Raw genomic sequence first — 15726 nt, forward strand, 5'->3', positions numbered from 1 at the left:
ATGCCCGAGGACAACAGCATCATCGAGGTCGAGTCGTGGAACATCCGCGAGGGGGTCGACCCGCGCGAGTACCACGAGGGGATGCGGACCTGGTTCCGCTGGGTGGCCGACCGGCGCGCCGAGCTGTTCCCCGAGTGGAAGGCCGCGTCCTACTACCACGAGGTCGACCCGGCGACGCTCACGCCGACCGGCCGGTACACGTTGCTGTTCGAGTACCACTCCGAAGCCGAACGCCGCGCGTACAAGGAGCGGCGCAAGGACTGGTCCGGCCCGTACGCCGAGTACAAGAAGGTGGACCCGTACGAGCCGTTCCTCGACAACGTCACGCTGGACTTCTGGGAGCCGATCGAGCGCGGGCTGTGGCTCCCCGGCCGATCGCGGTCGTAGTCCATGGGCCGATTCGTAGTTCGCCGGGTGCTCATCGCCGTGCCGCTGGTGCTCGCGGTCTCGGTGATCACGTTCCTGCTCACGCACATCGTCCCGGGCGACCCGGCGCGGGTGCTGGCCGGGCTGAACGCGAGCGAGGAGGCCGTCCAACGCATCCGCGAGCAGGCCGGGCTGGACGAGCCGCTGGTGACGCAGTTCGGCCTCTACCTGGTGCGGCTGGCGCGAGGTGACCTCGGCGACTCGCTGACCAACCAGCAGCCGGTGCTGTCGAACCTGGTGGACGCGTTGCCCGCGACGATCGAGCTGACCGTCGCGTCGCTGATCATCGCGCTGGTGCTGGGCATCCCGCTCGGGGTGCTCGCGGCGACCCGTCGGGGCGGGGTCTTCGACCACCTGGGTCGGGTGCTCAGCCTCGCCGGGGTCGCGGTTCCGGTGTTCTGGGTCGGGATCGTGTTGGTGGTGGTCTTCTACGCCCGGTTGGGGTGGCTGCCGAGCGAAGGGCAGACCGACGTGGCCGGGGGTTCCGAAGCGATCACCGGGTTCGCCTCGCTGGACGCGGTCCTGCGTGGTGACGGCGCGGGTTTCCTGGACGTGCTGCACCACCTGGTCCTGCCCGCCACCACGCTGGCCCTGCCGACCCTGGCCCGCGTGATGCGGACGACCAGGGCGTCGATGCTGGAAGCGTTGGCCGAGCCGTACGTCGCGACCGCGCGGGCGAAAGGCGTGCCGGAGCGCCGGGTCGTCTACGTGCACGCGTTGCGCAACGCCATGATGCCGGTGGTCACCGTCACCGGCCTCGCGTTCGGGTACCTGCTCGGCGGCTCCGTGCTGGTGGAGAAGATCTTCAAGTGGCCGGGTGTCGGTCGGTACGCCTACGAGTCGATCACCGTGCTGGACTACAACTCCGTGATGGGGGTGACCCTCGTGGCGACCGTCGCGTTCCTCGCGGTCAACCTGCTGGTCGACGTGCTGCACGCGGTGCTCGACCCGAAAGTCCGGCTGTCATGACCGCCGAACTGCCGCGTCGGACCCGCCGCCGGGCCGGCCTCGCGGGACGGCGGCCGTCCACCGCCCTCGCCCTCGGCGTGCTGGGGGTGACGGTCGTGATGGCGGTCGTCCCGGGCGTGCTCGCGCCGTACGACCCGAACGCGATCGACCTCGGCGCGAGCCTCCTGCCACCGTCGGCCGACCACCTGCTCGGCACCGACAACAACGGCCGGGACCTGTTGAGCCGCATCGTGCACGGGGCGGGCATCTCGCTGGCGATCGGTGTGTCGGTGGTGCTGTTCTCGGCCGTCGTCGGCGGCGGGCTCGGGTTGATCGCGGGCTTTCGCGGCGGCTGGGTGGACGAGGTGATCATGCGGATCACCGACGTCTTCCTGTCGGTGCCCTACATCCTGCTGCCGATGGTGGTCGTGGTCGCGCTGCAACCGAGCCTGGTCAACACCACGATCGCGCTGGCGGCGGTCTGGTGGCCCTCCTACGCGCGGTTGATGCGCGGACAGGTCGTGTCGGTCCGTCGGCGGCCCTACGTCGACAGCGCGATCGTGCTGGGGGTGCCGACCCGCCGCATCCTGCTCCGGCACGTGCTGCCCAACGCGGTCGGGCCGGTCGTCGTGCTGGCCACCACGGACGTCGGCTTCGTGATCCTGGCCAGTGCCGGGCTCGGCTTCCTCGGACTCGGCGCGAGGCCACCGACGCCGGAATGGGGCGTGATGACCAGTGACGGGCTCGGGTTCATGCTCGACGCCTGGTGGTACTCGCTGTTCCCCGGCCTGGCCATCGCTCTCGTGGTGCTCGCGTTCACCATCCTCGGCGACGACGTCGGAGACCGGTTCGCCGGCGGCTCCGGCGGCAGAACACGAAAGGTGCGTCAGAAGTGGTCGTCACCAGCATCCGATTGACCCAGTTCGTCGGCGGGCCGGCCGAACTGGTCGGCCTGGCCGTCACGGCCGAGGAGGCCGGGTTCGACCAGGTGTGGTTCGCCAGTGACCCGTTCATGCTGCACACCTGGGCGCTGTGCACCGCCGTGGCGCAACGCACCTCGCGCATCCACGTCGGCGCGCTCGGGATGAACCCCGGCACGGTCGACCCGTCGGAGATCGCGGCCTACCTCGGCACGCTCGACCTGCTGTCCGGCGGTCGTGCGCTGGCCGGCATCGGCGCGCACACCGACGGGATGATCCCGAAGCTGGGCCTCGACGGCACGGCCATCCCCGGCCGCACCGCCGAGGCGGTCCGGCTGATCCGCGCGCTGATCGCGGGGGAGGAGGCGCCGACGGACGGCGAGCACTTCCGGTGGGAACCGGGGTGCACGCTCGGCTTCACGCCGCCGAGGCGGCGGATCCCTTTGTACGTCACGGCGTACGGCGAGGACTTCCTCACCGCCGCAGGCGGCTACGGGGACGGGGTGCTGCCCATCCTATTTCCGCCGGAGACCGCGCCGGAAGTGGTCGGGTGGGTGCACGCCGGCGCGGCGGCGGCCGGTCGTGATCCGTCCGAAGTGGACATCGCGGGCTGCGTCTGGGTCTCGGTCGCCGACGACCCGACCGTGGCGGGCGACCTCATCCGGCCGACGATCGCGTTCTTCGGGCCGTACCTGTCCGACCGCGAACTCGCGGTGGTCGGTCTCGGTTCGGCGGACTTCGCGCCGGTCACGGCCGCGATGCGGGCCGACGGCGTGGAGGCGGCGGCGGAACTCGTCACCGACGACATGCTGCGCCTCGCGGTCGTCGGCACCCCGGCCGAGGTCGTCGCCCGACTGCGCCGACTCGTCGCCGCCGGCGTCACCCAGCTCAGCATCGGCGGCCCGCTCGGCCCCGACCCGGGCGCGGCGATCCGTTTGCTGGGTGAGCAGGTGCTGCCCGTGTTGGGTTGACTACTGTCTCACCGAGCCGACGACGACAGGGGAGCACACACCGTGATGGGCGAACGGATTCGGCAGCTGCGCGCGGCGCGGTCGATGACGGCGACCGAGCTGGCGAAGGCGGCCGACGTGTCGGTCGGGCTGATCAGCCAGGTCGAGCGCGGGATCACCGACCCGAGCCTGGAGACCGTTCGCAAGATCGCGAGAGCGCTGGACACCCCGGTGTTCAACCTGTTCCAGGACACCGACCTGGAACAGGTCGCGCTGGTGCGCAAGGACCGCCGGATGGACCTCCGCTCACCGCGGGGTGGCCTGGTCTACCAGCGGGTGTCGGCGGGCGCGGGCAAGGTCGAGGTGCTCGAAGGCCTGCTCGAAGCGGGCGCGGCGTCCTCGGAGTCGGGTTGGAGCCACCCGTCGGACGAGTGCGTGGTGGTGCTGACCGGCCGCCTGGTGCTCGAAGTCGACGGTGAGCGGTACGAACTGAAGCAGGGCGACAGCGGGAGCTTCGACTCCCGGCTGCCGCACCGGTACATCAACGAGACGACGAAGCCGGTGCGGTTCCTGCTGGCCGTGACGCCGCCGAGCTACTGACGCCGCGAGCTGCTGCCGACACCGAACTACTGACGCCGCCGAGCTGCTGAGGCCGCGAGCTACTGACGACACCGGGCTGCTACCTGTCTTCGGCGTGCCCGGAATCTCCGGGCGGCTTGGTCGCGGTGGCGCAGTGCCGGCACCTCCTTGACTCGGCTCGGCGAGGCTCCCTACCATCGTTTAGCCACACTAAAAGTTTTGAGGTGTCATGCCAGCGAATCTCACCAGCCGCCAGTTCCGGGAGTGCTTCCCGGTCCTGGCCGACACCGTGCACCTGGCCAGTTGCAGCCAGGGTGCGCTGTCGGGCGAACTGCTGACCGCACTGTCCGAGATGACCTTCACGATGCGCGAGCACGCCGCCCCGTGGGACCTGTGGATGGCCGAGGTCGACCAGGCGCGGCGGCGGTTCGCGGCGCTGGTCAACGCCGACCCCGACGAGATCGCGGTGGTCCACTGCGCGTCGGACGGCGCGTACCAGGTGGCCTCCACGAAGGACTGGTCGAAGCGGCCCGGGATCGTGACGACCGACATGGAGTTCCCGTCCCTCGGCCACGTCTGGGTGGCCCAGCAGGCGCGGGGCGCCCGGGTGACGCACGTGCCCGAGCGGGACGCCGCCGTGGACGTCGGCGAACTCGTCGCCGCGATCGACGAGCGGACCGGTCTGGTGTCGGTGCCGATCGCGACCTACCGGAACGGCGCGAGGATGCCGGTCCGCGAGGCGGTCGACAAGGCGCACGAGGTCGGAGCGCGGGTGTTCGTCGATGCGTACCAGGCCGCCGGGGTGCTCCCGGTGGACGTCCGCGCGCTCGACTGCGACTACCTCGTCTCCGGCGCGCTGAAGTACCTGCTGGGGTTGCCCGGCGTCGCGTTCCTCTACGCCCGTGGAGGATTGGCGGACGACCTGCCGCCGCAGCTCACCGGTTGGTTCGGTCGGGTCGACCCGTTCCGGTTCGACCCGCGGACGGTCGACTACCCGACCGAGGCGCGCCGGTTCGAGACCGGCACTCCGGGCATCCCCGCCGTCTACGGTGCCAACGCCGGGATGCGGCTGCTGTCCCGGGTCGACCTGCACGACGTCGAGCGCCACGTCGGGGAGCTGGCGACCCTGGCGACGGAGCGGTTGCTCGCCGCGGGCGAGCGGGTGTGGGCACCGCGCGATGGGGCGCACCCCGGCCCCCAGGTGGCACTGGTCGACGACGACCCGGACGCGCTCGCCGCCCACCTGTCCGCGCGCCGGATCGCCACGGCGCCCCGGGGCACCGTGCTGCGGCTGTCCTTCCACTACTTCAACGACGAGTCCGATGTGGACGCGGCCTGCTCGGCGATCGCCGACTACCGCGCGAAGAACCGAGGAGACGCAGGTGCTGCACATCCGTAGGTCCTCCCGAGCGAGCTGGCACGGCCCGGCGTCCACCGGGAGCGGGACGCTCGACCTCGGCAGGCGAGGCGCGTCCTTGCCGTTCAGCCTGCGCAGCCGGGTCGGCGAGGAACCCGCGACCAACCCCGAGGAGCTGCTCGGCTCCGCGCTGGCCGGGTGCTTCTCGATGTCGCTGGCCAACTTGGCCGAGGAGAACGGCACCCCGGTCGAGTCGGTCGACGCGGTCGCCGTCGTCCACCTGGTGCAGACGGCGGAGGGCTTCCGCATCCCCACGGTCGAGCTGTCCTGCGTGGTCCGCGCGCCGGGGGTGGCGGAGGACAAGGTGCGCGAGATGGCGGAACACGCCGAGCGCACCTGCCCGGTCCGGCTCCTCTACGCCGCCGACGTCACCCTGAGAGTCGAGGTCGAATCGTGAGCAGGGTCTTCCACTACGAGCAGGTCAGACCGTCCTGTATGGACGGTGACACGATCGACGTCCGCGAGACCCACCGGGACGACGTGACCGGACTGCGGCAGGCGGTCTACCACGTGCGCGCCGGTCGTTCGAGGCCGCGTTCACCGGGTGCCGGGCGTCTGGAGACCCTGTTCGTGCTCTCCGGCGACGGGACGCTGCACGTCAACGGGGAAAGCCATCCGCTGCGCGCGGAACTCGCGGTGCTCGTCGTCGGGGAGGACGCCTACGAGATCACGACCGACAGCGAGGTCGTGCTCGTGTCGGTTTCGGCGCGACAGCAGCCCGACGTGGTCTGCGGCGACTACCGCCCGTGGATCGACCTGGCCGATCAGGTCAAGCAGGACGCGGTGAGCGATCGGGAGTACCAGACGCTGTTCGACCCCGGGACCGGGTGTTCCGGCGTGACCCAGTTCGTGGGGTACATCCCGGCGATCCGCACTCCCATGCACTACCACCCCTACAGCGAGATGGTGTTCGTGTTGTCCGGCACCGGTCAGGTCGAGATCGAGGGCTCGACGTCCACGATCGGCGCCGGCTCGTGCTTCTACCTCCCGGCGGGCGTCCACCACCTGGTGGAGAACCTCGGCGGCGAAGGCTTCCTCCGGCTGCTCGGGGTGTTCGTGCCCGCGGGCAGCCCGTCGGAGAACAGCCCGGTGTGACGTGTCGCGCGGCGAAAGGCCAAGTACCCTCGCGTCGAGCGGTCCACCGACGCCCTGACCAGGACCGCCACCGGCCAGGTCCGGCGGTTCAAGCTCCGTGAGATGGGAGAGGTTGATGTCGATTCTGTCCGACCTGCTCGGCGCGCTCGGCTCGGGACGCGTCGAGGTCGTCGACCTGACCGCCCCGCTGCACCCGGGCACCCCGCTGCTGCAACTGCCGGAACCGTTCGCGAACACGATCCCGTTCCGGTTGGAGGAGATCAGCCGCTACGACGACCGCGGGCCGGGCTGGTACTGGAACGACATCCACACCGGGGAACACACCGGCACCCACTTCGACGCGCCGGTGCACTGGGCGACCGGCCGGGACGGTGAGGACGTCTCCCAGGTCGCCCCCGCGAAGCTCCTCGCGCCCGCCGCGGTGCTGGACTTCGCCGGGCACGCCGCGCAGGACCCGGACTTCCTGCTGGAGATCGCGCACGTGAAGCAGTGGCAGGAGGAGCACGGCCCGCTGCCGGACGGCGGCTGGCTGCTGTACCGGACCGGGTGGGACGCGCGGGGCGAGAGCCAGGCGGAGTTCCTCAACGGCGGCCACAGCCCCGGCATCTCCGTGGAGTGCGCCCGCTGGCTCGCCGAGGAGACCCCGGTCGTCGGCGTCGGCGTGGAGACCGTGGGCACGGACGCGGGCGCCGCGCACTCGTTCGAGCCCGCTTTCCCCTGCCACTCCTACCTACTGGGTGCGGGGAAGTACGGCCTGACGCAGTTGCGCAACCTCGCGGTCCTGCCGCCGACCGGCGCCGTGGTGCTCGCCGCGCCGCTGCCGATCGTCGGTGGTTCGGGCAGCCCGACGCGGGTGCTGGCACTGGTCGAGCGATGACGGTCGCGGACGCAGTCGGCCGCGCGCTGGCCGAACTCGGTGCCGACCACGTCTTCGGCGTGGTCGGCAGCGGGAACTTCCACGTCACCAACGCCTTGATCGCCGGGGGAGCGCGGTACGTCGCCGCCCGGCACGAAGGCGGTGCGGCCACGATGGCGGACGCCTACGCGCGCACCAGCGGCAAGCTCGGGGTGTTGTCGGTGCACCAGGGCTGCGGGCTCACGAACGCGATGACCGGCATCGCCGAGGCCGCCAAGAGCCGGACGCCCATGGTCGTGCTCGCCGCCGAGGTCACGTCACCCCGTTCGAACTTCTTCGTCGACCAGACCGCGCTGGCCACGTCCGTCGGCGCGGTCGCCGAGCGCGTCACCTCCGCCTCGTCCGCTGTGGACACCGTCGTGCGAGCGGTTCGGCGTGCCACGCACGAACGTCGTACCGTCGTGCTCAACCTGCCGCTCGACCTCCAGGCCGAACCCGCGCCGGTCGGCTCGGTCGAGCCCGTGCCGCCGTACTCCCCGCCCGCACCGGACCCCTCCGCCGTCGAAGCGCTCGCGGCAGCCATCACCAAGGCGCGCCGGCCGGTGTTCGTCGCCGGCCGGGGTGCCCGCCACGCCCGGGCCGAGCTGGAACGCCTCGCCGAGAGGTGCGGTGCGCTGCTGGCGACGTCGGCGGTGGCCAACGGGCTGTTCGCCGGGAACCCGTGGTCCCTCGGGATCTCCGGCGGCTTCGCCAACCCGCTCGCCGTCGAGCTGATCAGCGGCGCGGACCTGGTGGTCGGCTGGGGTTGCGCGCTGAACACGTGGACCACCCGGCACGGCACCCTGATCGGGTCCGCCGCCGGTGTCGCGCAGGTCGACCTGGACGCGGACGCCCTCGGCGCGCACCGCCCCGTCGACCTGGGCGTCGTCGGCGACGTCCGGGCCGTCGCCGCTGCCCTGCGGGTCGGGGCAGCACCGGGCTACCGCTCGCCCGGACTGGCCTCGCGGATCGCGCGTTCCGGCCGCTGGCGGGACGTCCCGTTCACCGACGAGTCCGAAGTGGACAGGATCGACCCCCGCGCGCTGTCCACCCGGCTGGACGACCTGCTGCCGGCCGAACGGGTGATCGGCGTGGACTCGGGCAACTTCATGGGCTACCCGAGCGCGTACCTCTCGGTGCCCGACGAACGCGGGTTCTGCTTCACCCAGGCGTTCCAGTCGATCGGCCTGGGGCTGGCCACCGCCATCGGCGCGGCACTGGCCCGACCGGACCGGCTGCCGGTCGCGGCGCTCGGCGACGGCGGAGGCCTGATGGGCATCGCCGAACTGGAGACCGTGGTCCGGCTCGGCCTGCCGATGGTCGTCGTGGTCTACAACGACAGCGGCTACGGTGCCGAGATCCACCACTTCGGCCCCGCCGGGCACTCGCTGGACACCGTGCGGTTCGCCGACACCGACCTCGCCGCCATCGGACGCGGATTCGGCTGCACCGCACTGACCGTGCGCCGTCGCGACGACCTCGTCGGCGTGACCCGGTGGCTCGACGGCCCGCGCGACACCCCGCTGCTGATCGATGCCAAGGTCACCACTCGTCGTGCGTCGTGGTGGCTGGAGGAGGCCTTTCGCGGCCACTGACGACACCCGGTGGTCGGGCAACGAGGACGACGTCGACCATCCGCGGAGTTGCCGCTGTTGCGCTCCGGTCAGCTTCTTCGGTCAGGACACGAGGCTATTTCGCGAATCCCTGGGTCGGACGAGCCGCATTTGCCGGAAGTCCGTGGAAGTCGCTTTTTCTACTCGACCGGGAATGAATGCCGAGGGTGGCTCGATTACCGGGCCGACGGCCGGGTGTTCACCTCAGCGGTGATATCGCCTGAACTACGATGGGCGGCCGATCACGGTTCGGCTGTTGGAGGACACCGGTGGTGGACGACCGCTTACCCATGCGATCAGCTCGCAGCACTGCGCCGGTCCGGCGCGACCAGCAGCGATCACCGGCGCGGCAGGCGGGTTCCGGGCCGATACACGCCGCGGGGAGCCTCGGCTTCACCGAATCCGTCGGCACCCGCGAGGAGGTCTGGGACCGGCTCGGCGTCAAGATCCGGGAACGGGTGAACGCGCGGATCGGCCAACTCGTGGAGTGGTGGGCGTCCGACACGAGTGGTCGCAACGCGGCCGTCGTGCTCGGCACCAAGGCGTTCGTCACGGTGGAGCCGACGATCAACGCGGCCGGTGGTCCGGCGCACGAGATCCGCGCGCTGCGGCTCGACGAGTCGACGTTCCGCCGAGCGTCGGTCATCGAGACGGTCGCGAAGGCAACCGCCGCGCCGTCGTCCGCGGACAACCGGGTCGCGCCGGGCAGCCGTCCGGGTGCGCCGGTTCCGACGTCGACCAGCCGGCTCGGTGAAGCCATGAGCGGGTTCCTCGGCAACCTGCCCGCTCGTGCCCAACAGCTCTTGCAGGAACCCTTCGTCGACGACCACGACGACTTGTGGCACGACTACTACTACTTCCGGCCGGGGTCCGCCGGTTCCCTGGGTGGAACCGCGTTGCACGTCTGGTGCTACCTGGCCGACAAGCGGTACGTCACGTTCGCCGCCGGTGTGGGGCACGGCTACCGGCAGGGCTCCGGGCCCAGCTCGTGGGAACTGACCTGCTGGCGGGCCGAGGTGCTGAGGAACCCGCGGTGAGCGGTCCGGCACCACGGGACCTCGACGGGCACGATCCGTACGAGTTGCTGGGAATTCCTCGCACAGCCACCCGAGCCGAGATCGTCGCCGCACACCGTCGGCAGATCCGACTGGTCCACCCCGACCGCCCCGGCGGCGACGAGTACGAGACGAAGCTGCTGCACATCGCCAAGGCGGTGCTGCTGGATCCTCGCCACCGCGCCGACTTAGACGCAGCCCGTTCGCGCCCGGACGACGAAGGTCCGCCCGGTGGGTGGGAGGACGAGAGCCCGGTCGATTTCGACCCGTCGTCCAACTCGGCGGAAGCGGCGGAAGCGGCCGGATCGATCTGGGAGAGCGAGGAGGTCATCGCCGGAGTCGGCCCGTCGCCGGATGCCGATGCCTCGCCGCCACAGAGCACCACCGGGTACTGGCAGCAGACCTACGCACCTCCGCCACAGCCGACCTATGTGCCTCCGCCGACCTACGCGCCTCCGCCGCCGATGTGGCAGCCCGCAGCGGTCCCGGTCCAGCCCAGCGTCTCCGCGATACCGATCGTGGCGCTGGTCGTGTCCCTCGCGTGCTGTTTCTCTCCGTTGGGCCTCGTACTAGGGGTGATCGGCCTGTCGAACCCGAAAGGCCGCTACGACCGCCCGTTCTCGGTCGCCGCGATCGTGCTGGGGTCGGTGTCGATGCTGTTCATGCTGCTCTGGGTCTTCTCTTCGGCGTTCACGGGCAGGCCGTAGCCGGTCCACGCGTCGCCTCCCGGCCGACCGCACCCCCGAAGGCCATCTTCATGCACTGTTGTCGTGCCGACGTCCTGCGCCACACTGGTCGGTACCTCGCCGCCGTACATCTCCACTCACGTGCGTGTTCGCCCGTGAGACCCTGCGAAGGAGACCTGCGATGGCACCACCCTTCGGCGCGCTCCGGATCCGCGCGCGCCGCCGTCCCCTGAAGTCCCTGTTCGGGCTCGGTGTGGTCGTCCTGCTGACCGCCACGGGCGCGCCGGACGCGTTCGCCGCACCACCCTCGGCCGCAGCGGTCGTGGAGCAGCGCGTCTACGTCGAGTCGACGGTCGACAGCGACCACGACGGTCGCCCCGACCGCATCGCGCTCGACATCGCCCGCCCGTCCGGGACGGGTCGCTACCCGGTGGTCTTCGAGCACAGCCCTTACCGGACGGGCATCGGCACGGTCCCCATGCACCCGGTGAACGTCGACCGGTTACCGCAGGAAGGGCTGTTCGGAACGACGTCGAACGGCCGGCCGGACGGCACCGTGCGCACGGCGTCGCCGAACCTGGCGGGCTGGCTCGACGACTACTTCGTGCCGCGCGGCTACGCCGTCGTCCTGGGGCACAGCATCGGCACCGGCGCGTCCGAAGGCTGCCCCACCAGCGGTGACCAGCAGGAGGCGTTGGCGGGCAAGGCGGTCGTGGACTGGCTCAACGGCCGTGCCCGCGGCGTCGACAGCGCCGGCCGCGCGGTCACCGCGTCGTGGAGCGACGGCAACGTCGGCATGACCGGCATCTCCTACAACGGCGCCCTGCCGAACATGGTCGCCACCACCGGCGTCCCGGGGCTGAGGACCATCGTGCCCATCGCCGCTCCGTCGAACTGGTACGACTACTACCGCGCCAACGGCCTGGTCGTCGCACCGGGCGGTTACCAGGGTGAGGACGCCGACGTGCTGGCCAAGGCCGTCGTCACCCGAACCGGCTGCGCGGACGAGATCGCCACGCTGACCCGGAGCCAGGACCGCGTCACCGGCGACTACAACGCGTTCTGGGACGAGCGCAACTACACCCGGCAGGCCGGTCAGGTGAAGGCGAGCGTCTTCGTCATGCACGGCCAGTCGGACTGGAACGTCAAGGGGACGCACTACTCCCAGTGGTGGGAAGCGTTGCGCCGCAACAACGTCCCGCGCAAGATCTGGCTGCACCGCGGTGGCCACAGCGCGCCGGCCCGCTCGGACTACCAGTCCACGCTGCTGCGCTGGTTCGACTACTGGCTCAAGGGCACCGACAACGGCATCATGCGCGAGCCGACCGCCGAGGTCGAGCACACCGACGGGTGGCGCAAGCTCGCCGACTGGCCGGACCCCGCCGGCGGGCCCACGACGCTGCACCTCACGACGACCTCCGCCACCGCACCCGGACGGCTCGCCCCGTCGGCCGCACCCGGTGTGGCGCAGTCGTTCGACGACCAGGGCCGGACGCGGGCCGCGGCGCAACTCGTCGCCCGGCCCGACGCCGCCGACCCGAACCGGCTGGTCTACCGCTCGGACCCGCTGACCACGGCGTCCCGCCTGTCCGGCATCACCACCGTGTCCCTGCGGATGGCGGTGGAGAACCGGGACGACGCCAACGTGACCGCGCTGCTGGTCGACTACGGCCCGGTCGGCAGCACCGCCGCGCCCGTGATCGTGACCCGGGGCTGGATCGACCCGCAGAACCGCGACTCGATCGGCACCGGGGGCAAGGTGGTGCGCGGACAGGAGTACGACCTGCGCTTCCCCATGGAGCCCAGGGACTACGTGTTCGCGGCGGGCCGTCGGATCGGGCTGGTGGTCGTCTCCACCGACTACGACTACACACTCCGGCCGTCGGGCGGCACCAGGCTGCGCCTGGCCCCCGGCAGTTCCGTGACGGTGCCGCTGGCCACCTGAGCGACGGCGTGGTGCGCGGGGCAGTCGCCCTGTGCACGACGTCCACGGCCCCACCTGGGCCCGGGAACCGGCTCCGGCGGATGGATCACATCACGGCTTCACACCATGCTTCCGACGCGCTCGCGGGACCGTGTCCGGCCGACGGCCGGCTCGCCGGACCCGGTCGGCAGCCCACCCGCGAGGACGCGCACGGTTCTCGGTAGCCGGAACCACCGCTTGCCGTCGACGTCGTGTGGCTGCACCAGGCAGCGGTCGACCAGTGCGGCGAGCGCCGGTGCCACGGCGACCGGGGCGAGTGGTCCGAACCCGCACGCGGCTTCGGTGGTGGCCAGGTCGATGCCGTCGGGCAGGTCGGCGAGGCGTGCCAGCAGGCGGCGTTCGGTGTCCGGCAGGGAGCGGAACGGCCAGCCGATGGCGGCGGCAAGGGTGTGATGGCGGTGCTTCTCACCTGATCCGGTGCGGAACAGCAGGTCCAGCCCGTGATGCAGCCGCCGCGTGAGTTCGGGCAGCGGAAACGTGCGCAGCCGCGTCGCGGCCAGTTCCAGGGCCAGCGGGAGATCGTCGAGCAGGCGGCAGATCTCGGCGATGTGCTCGTGGTCGGCGGGGGACATGGTCCGCGGGTGGAGTTCTTGGCCGGCGCGCCGGCAGAACAGCGCGATCGCCGCTTGCCGGTGCAGGGGCGGCAGCCGCCAGAGGTTCTCCCCGGCCAGGCCGAGGGGCTGTCGCGAGGTGGCCAGCACGGTCAGGTTCCGGCACCGTGCGGCCAGCCTGCCCAGGAACGCGGCGGTGTGCGTGGACACGTGCTCGCAGTTGTCCGCCACCACGAGGCACCTGCGGTCGTCCAGTGCCCGCTCGACGGCCGAGAGCAGGTCCTCCGGCGGTTCGGGCGTGACGTGGAGCAGGCAGCCGAGTGCGCCGATCGCTTCCCGCACCTCGGTCAGCACCGACATGTCCAGTACGGCGACACCGTCCGGGAAACGTCCGCGCAGTGATCGGGCCACGTGGATCGCGAGGGTGCTCTTGCCGCCCCCGCCCAGCCCGACGACGGTGACCAACCGGTGCTCGGCGATCTGGCGGGTCAGGTCGACCCGCTCGGCTTCGCGGCCGATGAGGCGGTCGGTCTGGCACTGCCGGCCGCCCGACGTCGGTGGGGCGACGCCGATGTCGCCCAGCAGGCGCTGGTGCACGCCGCGCAGGACCGGGCCCGGCTCGGTGCCGAGTTCGTCCCGCAACCGGCTGCGCATCCGCGCGTAGCAGGCAAGGGCTTCGGCCTGGCGGCCTTCGCTGTCGAGCGCCCGCATCAGCAACGCGGCGAGTGGCTCGTTCAGCGGGTGCGCGCCGAGCATCGCGGAGGCGGAGGTCACGACGGCAGCGGATTCGCCGACCGCCAGCGCGGCGTCGGCCCAGGCGAGGCAGGCCTCGGTGCGCATGTCCTCCAGGCCCGCGCGAACGCGCTCGGCCCAGCATCCGTTCACCCCGGCCAGCGGCGTCCCGCGCCACAGCGCCAACGCCTCCCGGAAGAGGCGTTCCCGCCGCGTCCGGTCGGCGGCGGTCGCGCGCGCGGCCGAGACCAGTCGGCGGAAACGGTGCACGTCGACCGCGTCCGGATCGACGTCCAGCAGATAACCGCCGCCGGGCGTCCGCTCGATGGTGGCGTGGCAGGCCGTCAGGGCTTGGCGTAACCGGGTCACATAGCTGTAGATCGACTGCCGTGCGTGCCGGGGAGCGTTGCCGTCCCACAGGTGGTCGATCAAAGTCGCGATCGGGATCGGCTGTCCGGTGTTCCACAGCAGTACCGCGAGCAGGCATTGCTGCTTCGCCGCCCCCAGATTGATCCGCCGGCCCACGTTCCGCAGTTCTACGGGCCCGAGCAAGTGAAATTCCATGTCGTTCCCCCAACGACCTCTCAGCAGCCCATCGCCCGGCTCGGGTCCGCCGCCGACAGGTCGGTCCGCCCGTCCAGCGGCGGTGAAGCATTTTCGCGTTTATCCCGGTTCCGGTTTTGTCCCACCCTCCAGGAATGTTGTACAACGTTGTAACCAACGTTGTAAACCCCGTGGGACCAAGAATTTCTTCGATGGCTCACCCGGCTCAACCGCCGAGGGTGCTCTCGCGGCAAATCAGTCGATACGTCGGATTCACGCTACGTGGCAGGGCATCGTGATCACCGCTGAAACGCTTGATGAGCAAGTCGATCGCCGTCCTGGCGATCTCTTCCTTGTCCGGGGCGACCGTGGTGAGGGTGGGCGTGCTGTACTGGCTTTCCTCGATGTCGTCGAATCCGACGACCGCGACGTCCCCGGGAACGGACAGCCCGTGGCTGAGCAGTGTGCGCAGCGCTCCCAGGCCGAGGAGGTCGTTGAAGCAGAACACCGCGTCGGGTGGCTGTGCCAGGTCGAGCAACCCCTGCATGGCCAGTGCTCCGTCGTGTCGGTGGAACTGCTCGACCGGGATGACCAGGCTCGGGTCGTACGCGATCCCGGCGCGGCGCAGTGCTTGCCGGTACCCCCGCAGCCGCAGCCTGGCGGTGGCGCCGGGGGCGGCGTCCTGGGCTCCGATCGCGGCGATCCGCCTTCGTCCCAGGGACACCAGGTGCGCGACCGCCTCCTCCGCCGCCGCGACGTTGTCGACGACCACGCGATCCGCGGCGCCGTCGGTGATCTGCTCGCCGAGCAGGATCATCGGCAACCGGTCCGTGCGCTGTTCGAGGTCGTCCTCGGTCAGCGCGAGCGGGCTGAGGATCAGGCCGTCGATCAGGTGGCCGGGCACCCCTTCGGTGATCTCCAGCTCCCTGTCCCGGGCGCCGTCGGTCTGCTCGATGAGCACCTTGAGGGAGCGCTCGTCGGCCGCCTCCACCACGAAACCGGCGAGTTCGGCGAAGTAGGGCGCCCGCAGTTCGGGCAGGGCCAGGGCGATCACCCCGGAACGGCCCTGCCGCAGGTGGCGGGCCGCGGTGTTCGGCCGGTAGTTCAACGCCGCGATGGCCTGCTGGACCTTTGCCCTGGTCACGGCCGAGACGTGCACGTACCCGTTGACCACATTGGACACGGTCTTGATCGAGACCCCCGCGTACCGCGCGACATCCTTCAGGCTGGACGCCACTGCACGCCTCCTGTCACGCGTCGGTGGTGATGATCGTACGTTCGGTTTACAACGATGTACAAGCTGCTCGGGGAGGAACCTGCGGTGGGCCGCAC

The 15726-nt window shown here is 71.0% G+C and carries 15 protein-coding genes; 13 read left to right on the forward strand and 2 right to left on the reverse strand.

Features of this window, described 5'->3' with window-relative positions; all coding sequences use genetic code 11:
* The 13 genes from FHS29_RS31210 (at window position 1) to FHS29_RS31270 (ending at window position 12529) form a co-directional block, all read left to right on the forward strand.
* On the forward strand, window positions 1-387 hold the full coding sequence (locus FHS29_RS31210) for a hypothetical protein (protein WP_184696906.1): 387 nt from the start codon (window positions 1-3) through the stop codon (window positions 385-387).
* A 3-nt stretch (window positions 388-390) separates the two neighbouring features.
* Entirely contained in the window at window positions 391-1395 is a 1005-nt protein-coding gene (locus FHS29_RS31215) for an ABC transporter permease (RefSeq protein ID WP_184696908.1), read from the forward strand.
* A complete protein-coding gene (locus FHS29_RS31220) occupies window positions 1392-2291 on the forward strand; it encodes an ABC transporter permease (RefSeq protein WP_184696910.1) in 900 nt (299 codons plus the stop codon). The genes FHS29_RS31215 and FHS29_RS31220 overlap by 4 nt, the downstream gene beginning before the upstream one ends.
* Window positions 2267-3265, forward strand: coding sequence for an LLM class flavin-dependent oxidoreductase (locus tag FHS29_RS31225; RefSeq protein WP_184696912.1), 999 nt, complete (start codon window positions 2267-2269; stop codon window positions 3263-3265). Before FHS29_RS31220 ends, FHS29_RS31225 begins: the two co-directional genes overlap by 25 nt.
* 45 nt (window positions 3266-3310) lie before the next feature.
* Complete coding sequence (locus tag FHS29_RS31230; RefSeq protein WP_221456919.1) at window positions 3311-3844, forward strand: XRE family transcriptional regulator; 534 nt, start codon at window positions 3311-3313, stop codon at window positions 3842-3844.
* Between the two features lie 208 nt (window positions 3845-4052).
* Entirely contained in the window at window positions 4053-5222 is a 1170-nt protein-coding gene (locus tag FHS29_RS31235; protein ID WP_184696916.1) for an aminotransferase class V-fold PLP-dependent enzyme, read from the forward strand.
* Window positions 5206-5637 (forward strand): OsmC family peroxiredoxin, encoded by a 432-nt coding sequence (locus FHS29_RS31240; protein ID WP_184696918.1) that lies wholly within the window; start codon window positions 5206-5208, stop codon window positions 5635-5637. The genes FHS29_RS31235 and FHS29_RS31240 overlap by 17 nt, the downstream gene beginning before the upstream one ends.
* The gene (locus FHS29_RS37890) at window positions 5634-6335 is read left to right on the forward strand and encodes a cupin domain-containing protein (protein ID WP_184696920.1); all 702 of its coding nucleotides are present in this window, start codon (window positions 5634-5636) and stop codon (window positions 6333-6335) included. The genes FHS29_RS31240 and FHS29_RS37890 overlap by 4 nt, the downstream gene beginning before the upstream one ends.
* Window positions 6336-6450: 115 nt before the next feature.
* On the forward strand, window positions 6451-7212 hold the full coding sequence (locus FHS29_RS31250) for a cyclase family protein (RefSeq protein ID WP_184696922.1): 762 nt from the start codon (window positions 6451-6453) through the stop codon (window positions 7210-7212).
* Window positions 7209-8825 (forward strand): thiamine pyrophosphate-binding protein, encoded by a 1617-nt coding sequence (locus FHS29_RS31255; RefSeq protein WP_184696924.1) that lies wholly within the window; start codon window positions 7209-7211, stop codon window positions 8823-8825. The genes FHS29_RS31250 and FHS29_RS31255 overlap by 4 nt, the downstream gene beginning before the upstream one ends.
* A 308-nt stretch (window positions 8826-9133) precedes the next feature.
* Window positions 9134-9880, forward strand: coding sequence for a hypothetical protein (locus FHS29_RS31260; protein WP_184696926.1), 747 nt, complete (start codon window positions 9134-9136; stop codon window positions 9878-9880).
* On the forward strand, window positions 9877-10605 hold the full coding sequence (locus FHS29_RS31265) for a J domain-containing protein (RefSeq protein WP_184696928.1): 729 nt from the start codon (window positions 9877-9879) through the stop codon (window positions 10603-10605). The genes FHS29_RS31260 and FHS29_RS31265 overlap by 4 nt, the downstream gene beginning before the upstream one ends.
* A gap of 160 nt (window positions 10606-10765) precedes the next feature.
* Complete coding sequence (locus FHS29_RS31270; protein ID WP_184696930.1) at window positions 10766-12529, forward strand: Xaa-Pro dipeptidyl-peptidase; 1764 nt, start codon at window positions 10766-10768, stop codon at window positions 12527-12529.
* A gap of 98 nt (window positions 12530-12627) precedes the next feature.
* Here FHS29_RS31270 and FHS29_RS31275 read toward each other — a convergent pair whose 3' ends face one another.
* Window positions 12628-14415: an AfsR/SARP family transcriptional regulator gene (locus FHS29_RS31275; protein ID WP_184696932.1), complete on the reverse strand. Its 1788-nt coding sequence runs from the start codon at window positions 14413-14415 to the stop codon at window positions 12628-12630.
* 205 nt (window positions 14416-14620) lie between these two features.
* On the reverse strand, window positions 14621-15631 hold the full coding sequence (locus FHS29_RS31280; RefSeq protein ID WP_184696935.1) for a LacI family DNA-binding transcriptional regulator: 1011 nt from the start codon (window positions 15629-15631) through the stop codon (window positions 14621-14623).
* Window positions 15632-15726 lie beyond the last annotated feature (95 nt).

The sequence above is a fragment of the Saccharothrix tamanrassetensis genome (genome assembly GCF_014203665.1).
Lineage (GTDB): Bacteria > Actinomycetota > Actinomycetes > Mycobacteriales > Pseudonocardiaceae > Actinosynnema > Actinosynnema tamanrassetense.